Source organism: Burkholderia sp. BCC0398 (assembly GCF_902833245.1).
GTDB classification, from domain to species: Bacteria; Pseudomonadota; Gammaproteobacteria; order Burkholderiales; family Burkholderiaceae; genus Burkholderia; species Burkholderia sola.
The window spans coordinates 306,331-328,075 of the sequence record NZ_CADFEM010000011.1 but is presented as its reverse complement, the minus strand read 5'-3'; the positions used below and the strand labels follow the sequence as shown (position 1 = coordinate 328,075).

At 58.6% G+C, this 21,745-nt stretch carries 18 protein-coding genes and 1 pseudogene; 5 read left to right on the top strand and 14 right to left on the bottom strand.

The genetic code is table 11. From position 1 onward, the window contains the following. Positions 1–552 precede the first annotated feature (552 nt). On the top strand, positions 553–2,241 hold the full coding sequence (locus HWX76_RS24690; protein ID WP_176016496.1) for an FAD-dependent oxidoreductase: 1,689 nt from the start codon (positions 553–555) through the stop codon (positions 2,239–2,241). A gap of 324 nt (positions 2,242–2,565) precedes the next feature. On the opposite strand, the gene HWX76_RS24685 is transcribed toward HWX76_RS24690, so the two are convergent. The 4 genes from HWX76_RS24685 to HWX76_RS24670 all read right to left on the bottom strand — a co-directional run bounded on the left by HWX76_RS24685 (position 2,566) and on the right by HWX76_RS24670 (position 8,148). Then, positions 2,566–3,660: a LysR family transcriptional regulator gene (locus HWX76_RS24685; RefSeq protein ID WP_176016495.1), complete on the bottom strand. Its 1,095-nt coding sequence runs from the start codon at positions 3,658–3,660 to the stop codon at positions 2,566–2,568. 202 nt (positions 3,661–3,862) lie between these two features. Next, positions 3,863–4,696 carry an alpha/beta hydrolase gene (locus HWX76_RS24680; RefSeq protein ID WP_057929932.1) on the bottom strand — a complete coding sequence of 278 codons (834 nt, stop codon included), beginning with the start codon at positions 4,694–4,696 and terminating at the stop codon, positions 3,863–3,865. Positions 4,697–4,798: 102 nt separating this feature from the next. Beyond that, complete coding sequence (katG, locus tag HWX76_RS24675) at positions 4,799–6,985, bottom strand: catalase/peroxidase HPI (RefSeq protein WP_176016494.1); 2,187 nt, start codon at positions 6,983–6,985, stop codon at positions 4,799–4,801. Between the two features lie 443 nt (positions 6,986–7,428). Then, positions 7,429–8,148, bottom strand: coding sequence for a hypothetical protein (locus HWX76_RS24670; RefSeq protein ID WP_124615998.1), 720 nt, complete (start codon positions 8,146–8,148; stop codon positions 7,429–7,431). 1,372 nt (positions 8,149–9,520) lie between these two features. Here HWX76_RS24670 and HWX76_RS24660 point away from each other — a divergent pair. Continuing rightward, entirely contained in the window at positions 9,521–10,501 is a 981-nt protein-coding gene (locus HWX76_RS24660; RefSeq protein WP_057929942.1) for a GlxA family transcriptional regulator, read from the top strand. Between the two features lie 582 nt (positions 10,502–11,083). On the opposite strand, the gene HWX76_RS24655 is transcribed toward HWX76_RS24660, so the two are convergent. The 5 genes from HWX76_RS24655 to HWX76_RS24635 all read right to left on the bottom strand — a co-directional run bounded on the left by HWX76_RS24655 (position 11,084) and on the right by HWX76_RS24635 (position 15,799). Next, positions 11,084–11,623 carry a carboxymuconolactone decarboxylase family protein gene (locus HWX76_RS24655; protein ID WP_057929941.1) on the bottom strand — a complete coding sequence of 180 codons (540 nt, stop codon included), beginning with the start codon at positions 11,621–11,623 and terminating at the stop codon, positions 11,084–11,086. A 119-nt stretch (positions 11,624–11,742) separates the two neighbouring features. Then, positions 11,743–12,942, bottom strand: a complete 1,200-nt coding sequence (locus HWX76_RS24650; protein WP_176016492.1) for an MFS transporter — start codon at positions 12,940–12,942, stop codon at positions 11,743–11,745. A 61-nt stretch (positions 12,943–13,003) separates the two neighbouring features. Next, positions 13,004–13,762, bottom strand: a complete 759-nt coding sequence (locus HWX76_RS24645) for an SDR family NAD(P)-dependent oxidoreductase (RefSeq protein ID WP_057929927.1) — start codon at positions 13,760–13,762, stop codon at positions 13,004–13,006. A gap of 189 nt (positions 13,763–13,951) precedes the next feature. Continuing rightward, positions 13,952–14,767: an alpha/beta hydrolase gene (locus tag HWX76_RS24640; protein WP_176016491.1), complete on the bottom strand. Its 816-nt coding sequence runs from the start codon at positions 14,765–14,767 to the stop codon at positions 13,952–13,954. Positions 14,768–14,848: 81 nt separating this feature from the next. Then, on the bottom strand, positions 14,849–15,799 hold the full coding sequence (locus HWX76_RS24635; protein ID WP_176016490.1) for a helix-turn-helix domain-containing protein: 951 nt from the start codon (positions 15,797–15,799) through the stop codon (positions 14,849–14,851). Positions 15,800–16,234: 435 nt separating this feature from the next. On the opposite strand from HWX76_RS24635, the gene HWX76_RS24630 reads away from it, so the two are divergent. Together HWX76_RS24630 and tnpB are read left to right on the top strand one after the other, a co-directional pair. Continuing rightward, on the top strand, positions 16,235–16,642 hold the full coding sequence (locus tag HWX76_RS24630; RefSeq protein WP_176016489.1) for a transposase: 408 nt from the start codon (positions 16,235–16,237) through the stop codon (positions 16,640–16,642). Continuing rightward, positions 16,639–16,914, top strand: coding sequence for an IS66 family insertion sequence element accessory protein TnpB (gene tnpB / locus HWX76_RS37035; protein WP_176016488.1), 276 nt, complete (start codon positions 16,639–16,641; stop codon positions 16,912–16,914). Before HWX76_RS24630 ends, tnpB begins: the two co-directional genes overlap by 4 nt. Before the next feature lie 690 nt (positions 16,915–17,604). Here the strand turns inward: tnpB and HWX76_RS24620 are convergent. Next, positions 17,605–17,775, bottom strand: coding sequence for a hypothetical protein (locus tag HWX76_RS24620; RefSeq protein ID WP_176016487.1), 171 nt, complete (start codon positions 17,773–17,775; stop codon positions 17,605–17,607). Positions 17,776–18,267: 492 nt separating this feature from the next. Next, entirely contained in the window at positions 18,268–19,083 is an 816-nt protein-coding gene (locus HWX76_RS24610; RefSeq protein ID WP_176016485.1) for a hypothetical protein, read from the bottom strand. Between the two features lie 112 nt (positions 19,084–19,195). On the opposite strand from HWX76_RS24610, the gene HWX76_RS24605 reads away from it, so the two are divergent. After that, a protein-coding gene (locus HWX76_RS24605) for an IS3 family transposase (RefSeq protein ID WP_124595681.1) occupies positions 19,196–20,376 on the top strand; the annotation gives its coding sequence in 2 pieces (ribosomal slippage) (positions 19,196–19,460 and positions 19,460–20,376; 1,182 coding nt in all). 40 nt (positions 20,377–20,416) lie between these two features. Here the strand turns inward: HWX76_RS24605 and HWX76_RS24600 are convergent. From HWX76_RS24600 to HWX76_RS24590, 3 genes and pseudogenes are all read right to left on the bottom strand, one after another. Beyond that, a pseudogene (locus HWX76_RS24600) lies at positions 20,417–21,079 on the bottom strand (hypothetical protein); the annotation flags it as partial. Between the two features lies 1 nt (position 21,080). Continuing rightward, entirely contained in the window at positions 21,081–21,392 is a 312-nt protein-coding gene (locus HWX76_RS24595; protein ID WP_089489708.1) for a hypothetical protein, read from the bottom strand. A gap of 17 nt (positions 21,393–21,409) precedes the next feature. Continuing rightward, entirely contained in the window at positions 21,410–21,592 is a 183-nt protein-coding gene (locus tag HWX76_RS24590; protein WP_239468954.1) for a PAAR domain-containing protein, read from the bottom strand. Between the last annotated feature and the right edge of the window lie 153 nt (positions 21,593–21,745).

The window sequence follows — 21,745 nt, the reverse complement described above, 5'->3', positions numbered from 1 at the left end:
CACCGAGCGAGCCATCACTGCATGGCAGCTCCGAATAAGCCTGGCGTCCGCACTATATGTGCGTCAATACCACGAAGCGCGACGCCACCGGCGAATATTTCGCGTATCACATACCCGGCGCGGACAGCCGCTGAAGCAGCAAAGCCGGATCGCATCGATTCAGTCCGACATTGCCTGGCAAGCGCGTCCGCAGCGGTCAAGAAACCTCCGCGAGGGTGCGGACAAGCTCATTGACGCTGCTCGCGCCGCCGACCATAATCACCCGCGATTGGCGCGAATATCATGCCGAAAATCCGCCTCCGCCCATAGTCTCTACAACGACATTTACAGCTAGGCTTTCGGACAAGCGGACGGGGCGCCCCCAACTTGGCCGACTCCGCTCGCTCCGCTTCTGGCCCGGTAACCTTGTCACACCGGGACTACATACCCACGTATAGTGGGACTCCCGCCTCGGACGTCGTACACTTTGCTCTCGAGTCAAGCAATGTTCCTCCCAGCGCGATCGACATCCGTAATTCGCACACTGTCCAGAATTCTCTTTCTACTTCAGCCATGCACGTGCGTTCAAATGATGATGGTAGGCAAGGCGATACCAACCCACTGTCCAGCCCGGTTTCGATTGGTGACACCGATTACCAACGGGAGCGATACCCATTACTCACCGAAGCGGAAATACACCGAATCACGCGATTCGGTGAAATCCGCGAGTGGAACGACGGCGATCAGATCTTCCGTGTGGGCGAGCCGGGCTTCGGTATGTTTGTCATCCTTTCGGGCTCGATTCGCGTCACTCGCCGGGATGCACTGAACCGACAGATTGTTGTCAAAGAACTGGGGGATCATCATTTCGTCGCCGAGGTTGGCCAGATATCAGGAGCGAGATGCCTGGTTGACGGCGATGCAGCTGGCAACGTCCGCGCACTTCAAGTTACACCGGCCAGGCTGCGCGCATTGTTGATCGCAGAAGCAGAGCTCGGCGAGCGCATCATGAGAGCCTTGATCCTGCGGCGAGCTGGACTCCTCGAAGGCGGCAGCGGCATCATCATCGTCACGGAATCAAATTCGCCGACTCTCAATGCACTTCAGAACTTTCTCACACGGAACAGCATTCCCCACACCGTAGTCGATAGTACGGATCTCGAGATTGCGCGCTACGTCAACCAATACCCCACCGATTCCGCAGAATATCCGCTCATTATCTGCCCGGACGGAAAGGTTCTCTGCGCGCCAACCGAAACAGAACTGGCGACAGCGCTCGACCTCATTCCAGTTTTTGAGGATGCCGAAGTGTTCGATGTCGCGATCGTCGGCTCGGGCCCTGCCGGCCTCGCCACTGCGGTGTATGCAGCATCGGAAGGCCTAGCTGCCGTCATTTTGGATAACCACGCACCAGGCGGACAGGCAGGCGCGAGCGCGCGTATCGAAAACTTCTTCGGTTTCCCGGCTGGTATATCAGGGTATGCACTGACCGCACGCGCATATATCCAGGCTCAGAAATTCGGTGCGCGCGTCGCGATCCCGGTGGATGTCGAAGCCCTGGAATGTGACACATCTCCATTTCGCCTCCGGCTCGGCAATAATGGCGCGGTGCGGGCCCATTCGGTTGTCATAGCTACAGGCGCGGCTTACCGCAAGCCTGCGATCGAAGGGATCGAGCGTTTTCAGGGGCGAGGCGTGTATTACTGGGCCTCGCCGGTAGAAGCCAAACTATGCGCTGGGAAAAATGTCGTGCTTGTCGGCGCCGGAAACTCGGCCGGACAGGCGGCCGTCTATCTGGCATCGCACGCGAAACATCTCAGCATGCTTGTTCGGGGACCGAATCTATCCGACAGCATGTCGCGCTATCTCATCGATCGCATCGAATCACTGGACAACATCGACATTCACTTCAATACGCAGATTGCGTCGTTTCGCGGTGAGGATGAGCTGCAGGAGATCGAGATTACCGGCTCCGACGGAAAGCGCACATCGAAGAAAACCGAGCACGTCTTCCTGTTTATCGGGGCGACACCTAACACCTCGTGGCTTGATGGATGTGGAGTCACCGTCGACACATCTGGCTTTGTGCTAACGGGATCCGACGTTTCCGCACAAGCTGGAGAGCATGAAACCAGTGTCCGTGGCGTATTTTGTGCCGGAGACGTGCGGCATGATTCCACCAAGCGCGTGGCGGCCGCTGTCGGCGATGGAGCAGCGGTCGTCTCGCAGCTTCACAAGTTTCTTGCCAGCATGACCGCATAAAACAGCGTCGATAACAGGCGCGGCAACGGTGATGCCACCATCACCCGAGACAGCGTCCAATGCAACCGGTCCCGCGCTGTCTAGACACACGAATTGTCGAGCGTCACCACCGTGCTCGAACAACTTTTCGCGCCCGTATTCCGGATAGGTGACGGCAATGCAAGCAGCCGTCGTGGCCCGTTAACACACGACATTGACTCTTGCAGATGCGTTGACTTCGCAATGGGCTCAGCCGCCGATAAGGCACAACACATCGACCTCCGTCTTTCACGCTTTCCATGGAAGCAGAAGCGCAGTACCGTCCGGCAAGAACACGTCACCCGGTCAGATTTCAAGCGTCGCACGGAGAGCGGTCAGATCCAGTTCAACGTGCACGTCGGATTTCGCCGGTCCGAGAACGAGGTCCTGTGCCCCTTCAGACTCCGCTGCAAACTGCGTGTTGCCGCGCGAAGCGCCCGTGCCACAACACGACTGCAATGCGCGCGATTTTCCAATCTCCATCATTGAGGGAGCAATCACATTCGCATTCCTCCAACGCAGCTGGATCTCGAGCCAGTCGATGAAAGCACGAATCGACCTCGGAATGTAGCGCTGGCCCACATAAAGGGCAAAGATCTGCAGCGATGTCGGACGATTTTCGGCTAAGAGGCTCACCAAACGCCCGTTGGCTATTTCGTTCACTACCATTCGGCCGCACACCTGTGCGATTCCGCTACCTTCAACAGCGTACTGAACTGCCGAACGCGCATCACTCACGGAGATCCGCTCGGGAAATTTCAAGCTCACCTCGCCTCCGTCCACGCAATATCTGAAGTCACGCACGGGGCCGAAACGGCGGGGGAAATAATGAATGATGTCGTGGCGATCCAGATCGCCAAGCTCATGCGGAACGCCGCGTCGGGACAGATAGGCCGGGCTCGCGACCGTCACTGCGTTGAAGTCGCCAATGCGTCGCCCGCGAAGCGACGAATCCGGCAGCGGCCCTACCGCGATCGCACAATCGATTCCGTGCTCGACCAGGCCGCCCGGATCGCCACCGATTTCTAGGCGAAGTTCCACTTCCGGAAACGTCAGGCGAAATTCCGGGATCAGCGGCAACACCGTATGAGCGATCTCCTGATCGATGTCCACCGACAAGCGGCCACGCGCCACATCCCGCGCGCCGGCGAGATGAGCCTTCACTTCTTCGATCTCGCCCAGCACCCGCTCGCAGTGCTCAAAATACTGCGCGCCCTCGGTAGTCAAGCGCACGCATCGCGTGGAGCGCTGCAACAAGGTCACGCCGAGATGATTCTCGAGATTGCGTACCAGGCGACTGGCCGTTCCGGCGCTGATGCCAAGCAGTTTTGCCGCTGCCGTGAAGCTTCCCGCACGCACGATGTACGTGAAAATCGACATCGCCTGCAGTGTGATTTCCATGGTTTTCTCCGAACGAATTCTGAGGAATGGCAGTATCAAGCCCGTCAAAATCCAATCATCTCCTCACCATCCAATCGGTTTAGAATTTACGTCTGCTGATTCAATGACCGATGACCCATCTTGCTCACCCATCGGCATTTCGGGTCATCGGGAGGTCCCGGGCCGAACTCGGTCATCGCCAGCATCCGGCCCAAGTTCTGCCTTACTTGCGTGTCGTGTTCTCGAAGAAAGCGAGCAGATCCGCATTGACCTGATCGGCGTGCGTGATCGCGATCCCGTGCGATCCGCCCGGATACACCTTCAGCGTCACATTCGGCGCAATCGCGGCCGTCCGGCGCGCCGACACGTCGATCGGAACGATCTGGTCGTCGTCTCCGTGCAACACCAGTACCGGCACGTTGATCTTTCGAAGATCCTCGGTGTAATCCACTTCCGAGAACTCCCGGATACAGTCGAACTGGCCCTTGATCGAGCCCATCATGCCCTGCGACCAGAACGAATCTATCGTCCCCTGCGAAACCGTCGCACCCTCACGATTGAAGTTGTGGAACGGCACCGCCAGATCCCTGTAAAACTGCGAGCGGTTCTTCACAACACCTTCGCGAATACCGTCGAACACTTCCATCGGCAAGCCGCCCGGGTTCGCTTCCGTCTTCAGCATGATCGGCGGTACCGCACCGATCAGCACCACTTTCGCTACACGTGCCGTGCCGTGACGGCCGATGTAGTGCGCCACCTCGCCGCCACCCGTGGAATGGCCCACCAGCATCGCACCGCGCACGTCAAGGTGATCGAGCAGCGCAGCCAAATCGTCCGCATAGGTATCCATATCATTGCCGTCCCACGGCTGCGCCGAGCGACCATGCCCTCGACGGTCGTGCGCAATGACCCTGTAGCCGCGACGGCCGAAGAACAGCATTTGCGCATCCCATGCATCCGAAGTCAGCGGCCAGCCGTGCGAGAAAACAACGGGCGTGCCATGGCCCCAGTCCTTGTAGAAAATTTCGGTATCGTCACCCGACTTAAAGTAACTCATTGCGCAACTCCAAACTTGTCTTGAATTGAATACATGTTCGGCGTATCTGCGGACGGCGCGTAACGGCATCGGACCATGACACGCCATCCGACCGTACTTCCGTTAATTGTGCTTGATATCGAAACGATCGGCGTTCATCACCTTCGTCCACGCGGCAACGAAGTCACGCACGAACTTCTGCTGCGAATCGTCGCTGCCGTACACTTCCGACAGCGCGCGCAGTTGCGAATGCGAACCGAACACCAGGTCGACACGCGAGGCCAGCCACTTGAGCTCGCCCGTAGCACGATCCCGACCTTCATAGGCTTCGTTGGCCTCCGAGGTCGGCTTCCACTCCGTGCCCATGTCGAGCAGATTGCGGAAAAAGTCGTTGGTCAGCACTTCGCGACGGTTCGTGAACACGCCGTGCTTCGAATCGCCCACGTTCGTGCCGAGCACGCGCAGGCCACCGATCAGCACCGTCATCTCCGGCGCCGATAGCGCAAGCAGTTGCGCCTTGTCGATCAGCAACTTCTCTGCCGGGATCGTATATGCACCTTTCAGGTAGTTGCGGAAGCCGTCAGCGATCGGCTCGAGAACCGCCATCGAATCGACATCCGTCTGCTCGGCGCTTGCGTCGCCGCGCCCCGGCGTGAACGGCACCGTGATCTCGACCCCGGCTGCTGCTGCGGCCTGCTCGACACCCGCATTCCCCGCGATCACGATCAGGTCGGCCAGCGAAACCTGCTTGCCCCCCGTGGCCGCACGGTTGAATTCCACCTGCAGCGCGCCCAGCACCTCCAGCACCGTGGCCAGTTGCGCCGGCTGGTTCACTTCCCAGTCCTTCTGTGGCGCGAGACGCACACGCGCGCCGTTCGCTCCGCCGCGCTTGTCCGAACCACGGAACGTCGAAGCCGACGCCCACGCAGTGGAAACCAGTTCTGAGACCGACAGACCCGATGCGAGCACCTTGGTTTTCAGCGCGCTCACATCCTGTTGGTCTACCTGGGGATGATCCGGCATCGGAATCGGATCCTGCCACAGCAATTCTTCGCTGGGCACTTCCGGACCCAGATAACGCACGCGCGGTCCCATGTCACGGTGCGTCAGCTTGAACCACGCGCGCGCGAATGCCTCGGCGAACTCGTTCGGATTCTCGAAGAAGCGGCGCGAGATCTTCTCGTAAGTCGGGTCGGCACGCAGCGCAATATCCGAGGTCAGCATCGTCGGTACACGGCGTTTGCCTGGTTCAAACGGATCCGGCACACTGTCCGCACCGGCGCCGCCCTTCGGTTGCCACTGATGCGCGCCAGCCGGACTCTTCGTTAGCTCCCAGTCGTAGCCGAATAGATTCCAGAAGAAATTGTTGCTCCACTGCGTCGGCGTCGACGTCCAGATCACCTCGAGGCCGCTGCCGATCGCATCGCCCGCCTTGCCTGACCCGAACGAACTCTTCCAGCCCAGCCCCATCTGTTCGAGCGGTGCCGCTTCGGGCTCAGGCCCGACGTGCGACGCATCACCCGCACCGTGGGTCTTGCCGAACGTGTGGCCGCCCGCGATCAGGGCGACGGTTTCCTCATCGTTCATCGCCATGCGTGCGAAGGTCTCACGGATGTCGCGCGCCGACGCCAACGGGTCGGGGTTGCCGTTCGGGCCTTCCGGGTTCACATAGATCAGCCCCATCTGCACTGCCGCCAGCGGCGTCTCGAGCTGACGATCGCCGCTGTAGCGCTTGTCGTCCAGCCAGGTCGATTCCATGCCCCAGTAAACGTCCTCGTCCGGCTCCCACGAGTCTTCCCGGCCGCCCGCGAAGCCGAACGTCTTGAAGCCCATCGATTCCAGCGCCACGTTGCCAGTCAGTACGATCAGGTCCGCCCACGAAATCTTGCGTCCATATTTCTGCTTGACCGGCCAGATCAATCGCCGGGCCTTGTCCAGCCCGACGTTGTCCGGCCAACTATTCAGTGGTGCGAATCTCTGTTGACCTCGCCCTGCACCACCGCGGCCGTCCCCCGTCCGGTATGTGCCGGCACTATGCCACGCCATGCGCACGAAAAACGGCCCGTAGTGACCGAAGTCCGCCGGCCACCAGTCCTGCGATGCCGTCATCAGCGCGAGCAGGTCGGCCTTGACCGCCGCCAGATCCAGACTATTGAATGCTTCAGCATAATCAAAGCCCGGATCCATCGGATCCGCCTCGCTCGAATGCTGGTGCAAAATCTTGAGGTTCAACTGGTTCGGCCACCAGTCGCGGTTCGTCGTCCCGTTACGCTTTCCATGGTTAAACGGGCACTTTCCCACATTCGACATCTGGATTCTCCTCGTGTTGCAAATACGCAATCTTCAGTAAATCAACGTATATCCGAGCGTTCACTGATCCCGGAACTCCTCACTGCAAATCCGCAAAGTAAAAAAAGCGGAACACCTTCCGTAACGATCTTCCAGATGGCTTTGTCGCTCGCGACCATCTTGCGCGCAGGCCCGACGTTCTCGGTGACCTGACTTGCATTCTTTCTCACGGTCGTCCCGAACCTGCTGGCATCGATCAGATGCGGAACATCGATCTCGCGAATTTGAACTCCCAATTCGGCGAGAGCAAATCGGCTTCGACAGCATGGCGTCCAGTCGAGCCGGCTGGCCTATCGACACGAGTTTCCTTCCTGGCTTCAATCGCCCGTGACACGTCGACGCACAAATGTTTCCGTACGGGACAACACGCCCCCGCCGGACGAGCCATATCGCTCCCTACTGACTCAAAGGAGTTCGATGTTCTCCAGATCAATTGATACGACTAGTGGTTCGGATATCGAAGTACCGTCAGGCATCCGCGGATAAATACGACGACGCGTAGGAACTCGGATGCCCGAGACGGTCACATAGTCGCTCACGTAGTGCGCGCCAGGCGTGTTTCCGGCAATCTCTACGTCATAATCCATACGGCGAATCAAGTTGTCGGGCCCGACATACATTGCCTGCACCTTGCTGAATACTTCGAGCGTCGCGGGGTACACTACACGGATCTTCCGCCACCGTTCACCTTGCTCCGACCACGGTCCGACGTCTTCACATTCGACACCATCGAAAGCAAGCAGGAACGGAGAATTCAGATACGTCCACATCGCACATCCAGCAAAAAAGGCCAACTGCAACGCATTCCACGGCGTCTCCAGCGTGTGGCCAGCGAACAATTCGCGCGGCTGCGCCTGGGCTTCAATGACGCGCCCCGAGCCGTCGAGGAGCGCAATGCGATCACCAGTGAACTCGCTTCGCGCGGCCACCGTCGCGAACGGTCCATGCGATGCCCACTGGCGATCCGTTGCAACCGAGACACGCGTGCGATCCAGCACGCCGCTCTGCCCTTTCAATCCCCACAGCGCGCCGCCCTGAATCAGATCGGCACGGACCTCCCGAAATGTCCGCCATTGCTCGATCCCGCCATGCGCATCGATAATGCTTTGAGCGACTTTATTCATTTCTTCACCCTAAAGTTTAAATAGTTCATAGACAGAATCGTTCTGAACCCCACATCAATTCAAAAACCGATATCGCGTCCAATCCATGCCATATATAGTTTTATCGCCCAGACAAACAGATAAGTCCCGAAAAATAGGCCACGGAGAAGTACAACATTCGATATAATCAATACGCATCTAAATACGATAAATCAGATATGCTAGATTAAATATTTCTATCTATAAAAAATGAGACAATATACTTCTCCAGCAAATCCAACACACGGACGATGTGATATTTTTTTCACGATTTTCAACGAAGACAGACTGTGAGCCTGCGATCTCAGTCGTGCGATTGATTGATCCTAATCGGCAGTTCATACGCCTGCACGTCGACGCGCCGAGACCGCATTCAGGGACCAGTAGGTGCTTGATACCGATACGTGACTGCCTCGGCAAGCGAACGATGAGGTAGCCACTTGCCCCCCATTCTCGACCATGCGTACGAACTCTCTGCACGCCTTCACTACGTACCTTCATCCCCGTGCTGTCGACCGCCGGATCAATCGGCTCGGTGCTTTGAAAAAGCTTCTGTTGAACCTCGTTCTTTTGCGACCAACAGCAGAGCACCGTGTAGCTTGACCCGGGCAGGGTGATAGAGAAATCCAGATCACGAAGACTCCGCGCGGGACCCTGCAAAACACTCAGCGGCAAGCTGAGCACGGCCTTCAGACCAGACAATGCCCCAATAGGCGCATCGTCGCGCAGGCGTGAGCAATCACGCTTCCGTTCGGCATCGGCCGCACTCGCAATGGCGATTTCGTCGTCTCGCATCGTACCGATATCTCTGTTGATCAGTCCGGCGTTGCAGCCCACTCGGTTCCCGGCGCGATATCGCACCCTTGAATCTCGCGTGTTGCTTGCGTGCCTGCTCATCTTTCTGACAAAAAATCGATAACTTATGAAAGAGCACGAACTGTTGTCACGCGGTTCATGGTGCACCGTCGCACGTAACCTTCTTCATGCTCAACCTGACTGATGCTGCATTGCCGCGGCTCCTATGATCAACGCTGCTTACCAATTCTCAAAGGACATTTATGAGTATGATTTGAGACAAACATCGACCCTGTCCTACGCGTCACATTGAGTCTACAAATAGCCCTATTTTGGTTCGGCACCATCAGAACGTATCCATCTACCGAAGCACGGCCTTTCCATATGTTGGGATGTGACGGCGAGATGTCGGCGCACAACGTTCCGTGGTCAATTCCCGCAATAAAATTCTGGTTCATGCACAAATGATCGTTACCTTATAAAAATAACTTCGGACCTCTGCATTACTTCACTGCACCCCCTATAATTCATCATTTTGATGAGAGACTTGGTGGGCAGAATGCATCGAATTGGTTTTCTCCTGACGGAAGGTTTCCAGGTGATGGCAATCGGGACTCAGGCTGTGTTCGAGATTGCGAACGTCGTAGCAAAAGAGCAGATTTACCATCTAACGAATGTTTCCGTCGCCGGCGGCCCGGTTCGTTCGTCGCTCGGTCTTTCGGTTCTGACTGAACCCGCAAACACGGCCGCTGCAGCCGATACATGGATGATCGGAGGTGTGATTAATCCGGGCACCCGGACCTCATCGGCCGCCGAACTTCAATTCGTCAAAGAGATTGGCAGCAGTGCCCGGCGCGTGGCCGGGCTCTGTACAGGTGCGTTCATCCTCGGCGAGGCGGGCCTGCTCAATGGAAGACGTGCCACAACCCACTGGGCCTATGCAGACGAACTGCAACGGCGCTTGCCGCTTGCCCAAGTCGTGCGCGACTGGATCTTTATTACCGATGGCCCGATTTGGACGTCCGCCGGGCTGACTGCAGCCATGGATCTCGCGCTCGGTATGGTGGAAGAAGATATCGGCCCCGAGTTTGCGAACTCGGTTGCGCGTGCACTCGTGATGAATCAACGACGTTCGGGCCGGCAATCGCAACAATCCGAGTTGCTGGCACTAGCTCCCAAGTCCGACCGGATACAACTCGCGCTTGAATACGCTCGCGCCAATCTGGCAGGGCCCTTGCGCGTCAGCGATCTCGCACGAGCCGCACATATCAGCACTCGGCAATTCGCGCGCATCTTCCTCGCGGAGACTGGCGAGTCTCCTGCCAACGCGATCAAGCGGCTGCGACTCGAAGCGGCAAGGGTCCTGATCGAGCGTGGCCGGCATACGCTCGATACCATTGCACGCGAAACGGGATTTCGCGACCGCAATCACCTCCGCGAAGCGTTCGTTCGCAGTTACGGCCTGACTCCTCAGGCGGTGAGAAGATCCGTTCGCAATTCGATCGAAGATCAGCCCGAGGAACTAAGCGAAGCTGCCTGACCAACTGGCACGCGCGGGACGAGTGATTGATCTCGCGTCCTCGGCCGATCAACCTCCATGAGCGGCGTTGATCCTGTCCTCACCACGGCCAATCGAGTCGCCAATCTGGCGACGTCAAACCGCCCTCGACGAACGACACGCAATAGCCCGGTGCCACGCTTGTGTCGCGCGGAGATATGACGACATTGCCTATCACGATTTCCGTCGCGGACATCGGTCTTCGACCGACAAATGACCGCGAACGCCGAGCGTCAAGGTGGACCCACCCACTGATCGGAAAAGTCGGCGCCACCTGAACCTGCATCGCGATGCCAATCATTAGCATCACCTCATAGTTCAAGGGCGCCGCCTTAGACATCAAACGAAAGAAACTGTCGATATCATCATTCGATTCGATCGTCAGCGATTCGGCTTCGGCATGTGCTCACCAACTGCACTGTCCAGCAGCTCAAACATCAGCCGCACATGCCGCAGGCACCGGAACGTCGATTGCGTGGCCGCGCCCGGCACACTGTCGACAGTCCGATCGACGACGAATGACACTCCTGCGGAGCATCGAGTTCCTGCCTAGTTGCGGATGCCCTACTTCAACGCGGGGAAATCCACGACCGTGTCATTCACTCGATTGAATACGTTCGTGAACGTGATGAGCGCGATGGCCAGAGCAACATCAACGACGGACTCGTCCGAGTATCCTGCTGACCGGAAAGCCTCCAATTCCTCTGACGCAATTGTTCCGCGGCTTTCCTGAAGAACCCGAATGAACCGAATCAGCGCATCGCGACGTGCGTCACCAGTGGGCTCCAGGGCCCTAATCGCGCGCACGGCATCGACCGCAATACCGGATGCCTTGCTGGCCAGGCTATGTGCTGCCACGCAGTAGTCACAACCGGAAATGGCGCTGACCACGAGTTTGATTGTTTCGCAATCCTGTGCGGACAGCGAGCCCTTCGAGAGCACCGCGTCGGCGGAAAGAATCGCCTGCAGCGCAGGCGTGTTCAGAGCACCGATGGCCGCATAAGCGTTCGGAACCATGCCCACCGCCTTGCGGATGGTGGCAAAAACCTCGGCGGTCGCGTCAGTGGCCGCAGCAGCGGCAGGCGTATTGATCCGGGCAGTCATTTGGTCAGCTCCATTTGAGGTTGTCTTCGCGGGCGAGCCATTCGCCATCGAAATTTGATAGAAGTCTTGTTGATTGAATCGGTCAGGCACCAAGGGCACCGTACAAGCATCGTCCAGTTTCAGGCACGGGCGTTTCTGCTAAGGACCGCGTTGAGAGCCAAGGCGATCAGTTCGGCCAGCGCCGCCACGGCTCCGATGCCCCAGACAGCGCCTGAGCTCAACACTGCGGCGCCCAAGGTACTGCCGACAGAAAAACCGAAGTACATGGTGGACGTATTGAGCGCGAGGGCAACCGGCGCTTGCGCCGGCGCGCCGGCCGCGATGAGCCGCGACATCTGGGCCGGGAAGTACGACCAGACAGTAAAGCCCCAGACAGCGACTGCAACAAGCACCGGAACCAGGGCAACCTGCGGCGGCAGACGCGAGGCGATAGCCAGCGCCAGGAACGACAGGCCCAGCAGCATCAGCGATCCGTGCACCACCCGATTGGCCCCGAAGCGGTCATTGAACACACCTCCAGTCATTACCCCTGCTGCCGCAGAAAGCCCCCATAGAGAAACCGTCGCCGTGATTGCATTCGGGCCGAAAGCAAGGACGGCATCCAGGTATTCCGCGATGTACGGATAGGCAGCAAAGGCGCCGATCGACCAGAACAGGCTAACTCCAAGCAAGTGCTGAATCGGAGCCTGGCGGATCACGGACACACGTTCGCGCAGGCTCGCCACGGCAACTCCTTCTCCGGCGTCGCGGGCAATACCCGCGAAGATGCCCGCAATGGCGATGACGCTCATTACGCCGACCAGCAGAAAGGTCGCACGCCAACCGAAAGCGTGACCGATCATCCCGCCTAGCGGCAGTCCGAGCGCGATGGCCAATGTCTGGCCCGCGCTGACGATGGCGAGTGCGCGGCCTCGCATGCTCGGCGGCACGATGACACCTGCGAGCCCATTGGCCGCTGGTACGTACAGGCCCGCAGCGATAGCCATCAATACCCGTGCTGCGATCAGCAAGGCGAACGATGCGGATACCGCCGCCGTCACGTTGCCGATGGCGAACAGCGACATGGCTGTGAGCAAGACCCACTTGCGCGCCATTCGGCCGGTGGCAACCGTGGAGATCGGTGATGACAGCGCCAACACAAGGGTGAAGACGATGACGAGCACCGCAACGGTCGGGACCGGCAAACCGAAGTCCTTGGCCATGACCGGCAGCAGCGGCGCAATCATAAAGCCCTCGGTGCCGATGGCGAACGTTCCGAGGGCAAGGAACCCGGCCGGCATGAGCGCGGCTCGGGAGTTCACGGCGAGCGACACGTTCATGACGCGAGTCTCGTTGATGTGGGTCCGCACCCGTGCGGACCCAATGGTATGGCCGGATGCGTCAGACCGGGATAGGGTTCGCGGCGATCTCGGCATTGAAGCCATCGATCAGCACGTGTTCGCCCAGGCCGGGATTGTCGCGCAGCGCGCGAATCGCCTCGACAAAGACTTCGGGCTCTTCGGTCGCCAGGCCCTTCATCGTTTCTGCGATGAATGCATCGAGCGGCATGGCGCGCGGGTCGCCACTCTTCTTGATGAGGTCGGTGTCGACCCACGGAGGCGCGATTTCCTGCACGGACACGCTCGTGCCCTTGAGCATGAAGCGTTGCGACAATGCATACGAATGCAGCGCCGCCTTCGAGGCTGAATATACCGCGTTGGTCGCAATCGGCACATAGGCCAACACCGAGGTGTTGTGGATGATCGTCGCGCGAGGCTGCGCCTTGAGGTGCTCGATCAACGCCGAGGTCAGACGAATCGGACCCAGCAGATTCGTGTCGAGGATTTGGCGGGAGACGGAATCATCGATCCGGCCGGAAGGATCATCAAACGGCATGATCCCGGCATTGTTGATCAACACGTTCAGCGACGGATAGTCGCGAATTAACTGCGCTGCGACGCGGTCGATGTCGGCCGCATCCGAAATGTCCAGCGCCACACCTTCCATGCCCGGATTGGCTGTCGTGACCTCATCGAGCAGAGCCTTGCGGCGCCCGGCGATGATGACCTTGTTGCCTAGTGCGTGAAACTGCTCGGCCAGCGCGCGACCAATGCCGGAAGTGCCGCCCGTGATGAAAATGGTATTGCCCCTCATCTGCATGATTCTTCATTTCCCTTGCGCCACCATGGCGCTTTCGATGTATGAACTATGCGGGAGTTGGGTTGCACCTCAAATGACATATAAACGGCGATAACAGTCATGCAAGCCTCGTGACGGGAACGAATACCCGGTCGTCGGCTGGTTCCCATGAGAATCCTGCGCTCTCCCCAGGCAGCGGCAGAAGGACCATTACTCCAGAAACAGATCTATCTGCGCCACGAAGTCGTCGATTTCCTGGAACAGGAAAGCATGACCCGCGTCCGGGTAGAGAATCAGCTTGGCATCTGGCGCTTGCTGCGACAGGACATAGGACCGATAGGCCGGCAACATGACGTCATGCGCGCCGTTGGCGACCAGGACCGGCATGCGCAATTCTTTTGCGCGGTGCAAGACGCCCGGCCAAGTCGAGATGGCCTTGATCTGCGCCATGAAAGCCTCAGCCGTGACCGCTGGCCCCACATGCGACTGCTCGGCAATGCGATCCAGCGAAGCTTTGCCCGCAGCGACACTTGTTTCGGATTCGGGGTAGAACAGGAACAGGAAATCGGCAGCGTCGTTGACGCTGTGCGACATGACTTGCGGCACACGGGGGGGAGGCTGAGGGCCGTCCGTGATGCCACCCGGACTGGACCCCGCGACGATCAGGCGACGGATGAGATGTGGAGCGTCCAGCGCAAGCTGTTGAGCGACAACGCCGCCGAGAGACCAACCGAGGACGTCGACCTGCCCTAGCCCCAGTTCATCCACGACCTCGACAGCGACTACCGCCATTTCGGCAATCGTTTCCGGCACTCGACCTTCGGATCGACCGATGCCGACACTGTCGAACCGAATCACCCGCCTGTCGGCCGACAAGACCTTGATGAACGCCGGATCCCAGTCGTCCATGGTGCCACGGAAACGCTGAAGCAAAACTAGAGGTATGCCACCGTCCGGTCCGTCCTGCATGGTGGCGAGTTTGCCATGGCGCGTGTTCAGCCAGCCGATACGCGAGGTGTCGCCCATGTCATTCCCCCATCCCGTTGTGATGCCGGCAGGTTATCTCGAGACAGGAAAGCTTGAATGACGTAAAGGCGTCTAATCAGGTCACGGGACTGTGCCGTCTTCCATTGGCTTCGAGTCGCGCTTCAGGCTTGTGGGCGCTTGCCCATAGTTGCGCAGGAAGGCGCGCCGCATCCGGTCGCGGTCAACAAAGCCGGTGTCGCGTGCAACGATGTCCAGCGGATGGCGCCCATCCTCCAGCATCACACGCGCGGCCTCCAGGCGCAGCCGCTCGACCGCTTTGGCTGGAGACTGCCCCGTCTCTTCGCGAAACACGCGACTGAACTGGCGCGGCGACAGGCTGGCTGCTTCGGCCAGCTCCTCGATCGACAGCGAATTGCGCAGGTTTTCTCGCGCATAGGTCAGGGCGCGCTTAATTCGGTCGGAGCGCGGTTCCAGCTCCAACATCGCCGAGAACTGAGACTGCCCGCCCGGGCGGCGATGATAGACGACCAGTTTGCGGGCGATGGACCGGGACAGAGTTGAGCCGTGATCATCTTCAAGCAAAGCCAACGTCAGGTCGATCGCCGAGGACATGCCCGCCGAGGTCCAGATATTGCCGTCACGGATGAAGATACGGTCGTCATCCACCCGCACCTTCGGAAAACGCAACTGCAGATCGCGCGCATGTGCCCAATGGGTCGTTGCCGTGCGCCCATCCAAAAGACCCGCCTGTGCCAGCACAAAAGCACCTGTGCAAACCCCTGCCACCCGTCTGGCTTCGCTACCGGCGTGGGCAACATAGGCGCACAGTCCAGCCGAGACGCGCTTGGGAACCAGTTCGCCAGCCACCATAAGCGTATCGGGCACGATGTCCACCGGCACGGTTTCAATGCCAGCGTTCATCGAGGAGTGGACCGTGCCGCCATGTTCGGACAGTAAAGTCAGCCGGTAGCCATCGTCGCCAAGTTCAGCATTAGCGAGCTCAAAGGCCGCCAGCGCAGCCAGCCCCATCAGTTGGAACCCGTCTTCAAGAATCAAGCCGACCTGTCGCATCAAGTCTCCGTCGCCAAAAAATGCAGGATCATAATAATTTTGCGGCGATCTTGCAGGGAACACCAGAATTCGTGGTGCTTGACACCCACCCGATCACCTTGGCGTGAAGGAAAATATAGTTATCGCCGTTTGACAAGTAAAAGTATCACTTCGCCAGTCATTGTCAGCCCGGAAATGCGAAATGCTCGTGAATTCATGAAGTCGCGCGCAGCGCACCAATGTTGTCACCGGAAGCGAGCCACGAAGGTCGAGTGGTGTTCAGGTGCAACTGCAATAGGCTCGCAGCCCTGTCCGTCGCCACCGCGTTCAGATGAATGTCGCCGTCGTGCTCTGAAGAATCAGAACTGCCATGCCAGGTTCCTGGCGGGTAAGCGTGTCCTCAGCACCGTCTCGACGATGTGAAAGGAAGTTGCCAGAGTAGTCCCCACCAAAGTAGTGGGGACCAAAGTGGCAACAGATACGCCGAAGAAAACTTCACGCAAAGGAATCCCGAATCACCCGATCGAATTTCGACGGCATCTGGCCAAGCTGGCCTGCGAGCCGGACGTATCGGTGGCGCGTCTGGCGATGGAGCATGGGGTGAATTCGAACCTGGTGTTCAAATGGCGTCGAGCATTGCGTGCCGGCGAATACGATCCGGTGGATTTGCTGCCCGTGACCGTGGAGGCACCGGCGCAAGAGATCGAGCGACCGGCCCCGGCGCCGGTCGCCAGTGCCGCTCCGGCGGGCGCCGTCGAGATCAGCGCAGGCAACACCCGAGTGCGCATCGAAGGCTCACCGCATGAAGCCACGCTGTTGCTGGTGCTTCGTATGTTGCGCGGCACGTCGGGACCGACAGCATGATCGGACTACCCAGCCACACGAAGATCTGGCTGGCCGCCGGCGTGACCGACATGCGCTCCGGCTTCAATAGCTTGGCCGCGAAGGTCCAGACCGTGCTGGAGCGAGACCCGTTCAGCGGCCACGTGTTCGTGTTCCGCGGCAAGCGTGGCGATCTGGTCAAAGTGCTGTGGTGGAGCCACGCTGCGCGTGCAGAGTACGTTCGCCTCGATGCAGAAGCAATTTCCGCCGCAAGGCAGCGGCGAGCCTTCGCCGTTCGCGCTGCAAACGTTTGATACCGCCCTGCAGGAACTTGAAGACGCACAGGCCGCGTTCGATGCGCTGCTGAACGATCTGATCGACGGTAACCGCTAAAGGCTACGCCCTTATCCGCACCGATTGCCGACGATCTAAAAAGCTGTGTCGAACGGCCGTTCGTGGCCGGAACCCGCCAGTAGTAGCTGGACGACAACCGCCCAAATAGTCCTCTAAGTCGCGCCCGACCTGTCTAGTGAATCAACGGTCGGAATATATCGCGATCGGTCACGCAGGTTCGGTAAAGGTGCTATCGGATAGGCTCAAGTCGAAGGTTGGTGCCTCACGATGAGGGATAGAGGCGCTCCTATCATTTCTCTCAAGAATTGAAGTCTCGACAAGGCCCACGGTCGGTTCAACCACATGAGCGATATCTCGCTTCGGGTATTCCTAGTTTCGACGTAGAAACTTGAGAATTTGGCTCGTCCGACTCTCCGCCGGTCGTTGTGGTCACGTCAGGGAACTGGCGCCCGTACTATACCGAGGTTCGTCTCCGAATTGGAGCACCACGATCGCGGTGCGGTCGTACTCGCTACGCCACTGGTGTCCATCATCGCCGTCCCCGCCCGCATCGGGATTCCCCAGGCCGTGGCGTTCCAGTTGTAGTTGCAATTCATCGTCGAGCTTGGCGGACGGCTCCCACATGACCACGGCCATCAGGCCGGCTGCGATCAAGCCTGCGGGACCGTGACGGCTGCACAGTCCGGGTCGGGTGGGCTGCGAAAGTTCAGCAGGCCACCGAGCGCAGGGCCGCCCCAGCGGCAGAACTCGTCAGCATAGTCGACGTCGGCCGGCTCGTAGCGCGAGGCGCGCTGGATTACGTAGGTCAGGAAGGCCAGCAAAAGCAGGCCATCCTTCGCCTCGGTGGTGAAGTAATCGTTGCAATACGACGGGTCCAGTTGGAGATCGCGCTGGATAGACTCGTTCTGGAGGTCGTACGTGGAATTCCAGATCTCCTCGGGTGTTTGGCCGCGATGCAGCCCGAAAGCATGGGCGATGCCGTGATGCTACTTGTACGACCTGCTGTAGAGCGTCCATGTGGTTCCCCGTCGTGTGGAGTATCGAAGCCGTGCGATTTTTAAGTTGCCGTGCCATCGCGAACCAACGCAGCGTAACCTTGCGGGTGGCGAATGAGTAGAACCGCCGCGTGACGTATTTGTCCATCGAGCAATTTCGCGGTATCCCTGTCCATCTGTGATGGACCACTCACCGCCAAATGGCTATGCCATGTCCCCAGACACCAGAGCGTGTGTCCACCAAACGCTTCGTAGCCGCGAATCGTATCGAGAGTTCCTTCGACCCCGAGCACGAAACGCGCAGGCGAGCGCGTGCTGTCAGGCGACGCAGGGAGGACGTCTGTGATAAATATCTCTCGTGAGCGCGGAGACATTTCCCACGATAATGCCGCCAGTTTCGACCGTAGGATGCTCTGCAACATCGGCGACAATTTTCTTATGGGCCGTATCGAGCACGCGCACGGTCCACGTCTTCCCGTCGAACACCTCCGCGACGTGCGTTGCCCCAACCTCATCGTGAACCCACGTGATGGACATTCCATCGTCATCCACAGAAGCAACGGACGCCATGCCGGTCGCTGGCAAGCCGGCCTCGTCGTAGTGATGCAATTTCTGACCAATACCAGCTGCGACGAGCGAGACTCGAGCGTCAGGCATGGGGATAGTTACCGAGTGGCAGCCGATACCGATTTCGAGAATGTTCGCCGCCGCGGTTACGCCCGCATCGCGCAAAAAGCCAAGCGAGCGCAGTCGCTCGTACGCGTGATACAGCAGGTCGACAGTCGAGGGATTTCTGCCCGCTCCTTCCACAGTCATGAATGCTGCGTCGCCATGATGGACAAGAGCCCCCTCGATGACACGGGCGTCAAATTTCGCTTTCGCGAAAAAGTCGCGCACGGCAGGCGAGCCAGTCGTGTTCACAACCACCGATTGCTCGCCGCGAAAAAAATCTCGATACTTAGCTGCGTTGAAGTCCAGGCCGCGCGCGTCAGATGCGACAAACTTCGGGCGCTTTGAAGCAAAGCTTCCCATAATCTGCGCCAGCCGCTCTGCCTTTCCGTGCAAGTTAGCCACATCGTCAGGCAAGAGTGCATGGCGCGCCACGTTATGCGCGACAGCAAGCTTTTCGTCCATAAGCAGCGCCGCCTTGCCGCCCGCGCGCGCGACGTGCATGGCAACCTGAGCTTGCTCCCGAAAAACGAATCCCTTGCTGAGCGTTTAAACTCAAGCAAGGAGAGTCAAGAAGATGAACAAGGCGAAACGAGCGCGCTACACGCTCGAATTCAAGCTGGAAGCCGTTCGGCTGGTCAAGGCAGGCCAGAGCGTTGCGGCGGTGGCCGCGACGCTGGACGTGCCGGCGCAATCGATTTCCAACTGGTTCAAAGCTGAACAGGAAGGCAAGCTCGGAGGAGTTGGCACGAAGCCGGTAAGCCCGGAGCAGATGGAGTTGTCGAGACTTCGTGCCGAAGTGGCGCGGCTGAAGATGGAGCGCGACATCCTAAAAAAGGCCTGTGCGTACTTCGCGAAGGACTCAACGTGAAGTACGCCTTCATCGAACGCAATCGCCGTCACTGGCCGATTTCGGTGTTATGCGAGGTTCTGGAAGTCAGCCCCAGCGGCTTTCACCAGCGACGGCAACGTGTCGCCCAGGACAAGCCGCAGCGCAGCCGCGTGAGTGACGATGCACTGCTGGCGCACATCAAGGCGATTCACGCGGAAGTGAAAGGCGAGTACGGCTGGCCGCGCATGTGGAAAGAACTGGTTGCGCGCGGCGTACGCGTGGGTAAGGAGCGCGTTCGCAAGCTGATGGTGCAGCATGGCGTGCGTGCTCGGCACAAGCGCAAGTACATCGCGACGACGAACTCGAATCATGGCCTGCCGGTCGCGCCGAATCTGCTCGAGCGCAACTTCACGGCGCTGGCGCCGAATCAGGTCTGGACGAGCGACATCACCTACTTGGCGACGGCTGAAGGCTGGTTGTACCTGGCCGTCGTTATCGACCTGTTTAGCCGGCAGGTGGTGGGCTGGTCGATGCAGCCGCATATGAAGGCCGAGCTGGTCACGGATGCGCTGCGCATGGCGTGGTTCCGACGCCGTCCCGACGCCGGCGTGATTGTGCATAGCGACCGTGGCAGCCAGTATTGCAGCGGGCTCTTCCAGGACACGCTCAAGGCGTACGGCATGCGTTCGTCGATGAGTCGGCGCGGCGATTGTTGGGATAATGCACCGACCGAAAGCCTGTGGGGTTCGCTGAAGGTGGCGCGGCTGCACGGCCGGCACTTTGCGACGCGACGTGCGGCAATGGACGAAGTCATCGACTGGCTCGGCTTCTACAATGCCCGTCGGCTCCATTCGACATTGAACTACGTCAGCCCCATGACGTTCGAGAAGAACTGGGCCGCCGCTCAGCAAGGGCAAGCGGCCTGATTGCCTCGGTTATGGGATTCGTGAAACAGGGGCAAGGTCACCCCGTTTCAGGACACAGCATCCCCGTACACAGATTCATCGACCCGTATTTGTGGCGCTTCGCTTGTTGCTCTTCCAAGCGGCGCTGTTCGCGTTCCTCCGGTGTCAAAATCCTGTATATGCGGCTTATCTCAACTATCCACAGTCGATGCGGAAAGGATCCATCCACCGGGTTGATGTAACCAAGATCGACATCGATAGGAAATTTGCTCCCGGCGACGTCTTTTGAGCGATAGCGAAAGGACTGCAAGTTGGGGGCATCTGGGGTGCGCGTCGTTATTTCATTCCCATACCGACGATTCCCTCGAGAGTCAATCCAATAGTCCTCTAACTGGAGGAGTGATTTGATTTCCGTATCAGGCAGATTGGCAACCCTTGCGTCAACGACAATTCTTACCCCAGCCGGAACGATTTTCACTTTATCGCGATCCTCACTGTAGTCCTCCGGATCATCGCCAGTGGAAAATTCAATCTTCGTACCCCACAGCGCACGATTTTTGTATTTATAAAGAAGCCCTTTTGCCGGAGGGTGCGTCCACGTCGTGTAGTTTGTCCCAAAGATAATATTCTTCGGATCGTATGACGCATCATCGCGCAGGATTGCCATTGCTGTTTTAAGGATGGTGCGCAGCGCAACGCGCTGCTCTTCGTCGGTCGCCTGCATTTCAAATCCCTCCCCCAATGGCGTCAAGTGAAGCATCGTATCCTCCTGTGCATGTACCGGGGTTACGCACGAAAGCACGATCAGGGCGGTCCCAATAGGCTTGCACCACTTCCGCACACGCATAAGCATCTTCTTCATGTAACTGGCTCCGGTATCCCTCTTCGAAACTCACCATCTTGGCCGCCGTTTCCGGTGACGCTCTCAACAGCTTGCACACCTCGGCCTGTGCGATCGGCACAGCGGGTTTCATATAGGCTCCGCCCATCTGATTTTGCATGTGCGAAATCATCCAGTAATAATGGAAAATCAACATGCGATGTAGCCCCGCCATCACACGCGTGTCATCTGGGATAACGGAAAAACACCGCCGCATTTCCGACAACGAACACTATGGCCGTCAAGCGCCACGCCGACTCCGAGATGTTTCAGGTCGTTCGCGCATTCGATGACTTCGCCACCATGATCGGTGGCGTCTCCCAGGCGAACCATTTCGTGGCCTTGTGCATTCTTCATCAGCGATCTCACATCTCACGTGGATCGAGATTGATAATGTGGAAATGCTGTGTCGCCTATAGGATGAATACGATTTTTCCGGTCCTGATCGCACGGCTGGTACGCACCCATCATTTGCCGGAGTGATGACACTCCCCTTTTTCTGCGGATTTG

What these genes read in the sequence shown, in the direction of transcription:
- HWX76_RS24690 (WP_176016496.1), top strand. Translation starts at nt 553, where the DNA reads ATGCACGTGCGTTCAAATGATGATGGTAGGCAAGGCGATACCAACCCA.
- HWX76_RS24685 (WP_176016495.1), bottom strand. Translation starts at nt 3,660, where the DNA reads ATGGAAATCACACTGCAGGCGATGTCGATTTTCACGTACATCGTGCGT.
- HWX76_RS24680 (WP_057929932.1), bottom strand. Translation starts at nt 4,696, where the DNA reads ATGAGTTACTTTAAGTCGGGTGACGATACCGAAATTTTCTACAAGGAC.
- katG (WP_176016494.1), bottom strand. Translation starts at nt 6,985, where the DNA reads ATGTCGAATGTGGGAAAGTGCCCGTTTAACCATGGAAAGCGTAACGGG.
- HWX76_RS24670 (WP_124615998.1), bottom strand. Translation starts at nt 8,148, where the DNA reads ATGAATAAAGTCGCTCAAAGCATTATCGATGCGCATGGCGGGATCGAG.
- HWX76_RS24660 (WP_057929942.1), top strand. Translation starts at nt 9,521, where the DNA reads ATGCATCGAATTGGTTTTCTCCTGACGGAAGGTTTCCAGGTGATGGCA.
- HWX76_RS24655 (WP_057929941.1), bottom strand. Translation starts at nt 11,623, where the DNA reads ATGACTGCCCGGATCAATACGCCTGCCGCTGCTGCGGCCACTGACGCG.
- HWX76_RS24650 (WP_176016492.1), bottom strand. Translation starts at nt 12,942, where the DNA reads ATGAACGTGTCGCTCGCCGTGAACTCCCGAGCCGCGCTCATGCCGGCC.
- HWX76_RS24645 (WP_057929927.1), bottom strand. Translation starts at nt 13,762, where the DNA reads ATGCAGATGAGGGGCAATACCATTTTCATCACGGGCGGCACTTCCGGC.
- HWX76_RS24640 (WP_176016491.1), bottom strand. Translation starts at nt 14,767, where the DNA reads ATGGGCGACACCTCGCGTATCGGCTGGCTGAACACGCGCCATGGCAAA.
- HWX76_RS24635 (WP_176016490.1), bottom strand. Translation starts at nt 15,799, where the DNA reads ATGCGACAGGTCGGCTTGATTCTTGAAGACGGGTTCCAACTGATGGGG.
- tnpB (WP_176016488.1), top strand. Translation starts at nt 16,639, where the DNA reads ATGATCGGACTACCCAGCCACACGAAGATCTGGCTGGCCGCCGGCGTG.
- HWX76_RS24610 (WP_176016485.1), bottom strand. Translation starts at nt 19,083, where the DNA reads ATGGACGAAAAGCTTGCTGTCGCGCATAACGTGGCGCGCCATGCACTC.
- HWX76_RS24595 (WP_089489708.1), bottom strand. Translation starts at nt 21,392, where the DNA reads ATGTTGATTTTCCATTATTACTGGATGATTTCGCACATGCAAAATCAG.
- HWX76_RS24590 (WP_239468954.1), bottom strand. Translation starts at nt 21,592, where the DNA reads ATGAAGAATGCACAAGGCCACGAAATGGTTCGCCTGGGAGACGCCACC.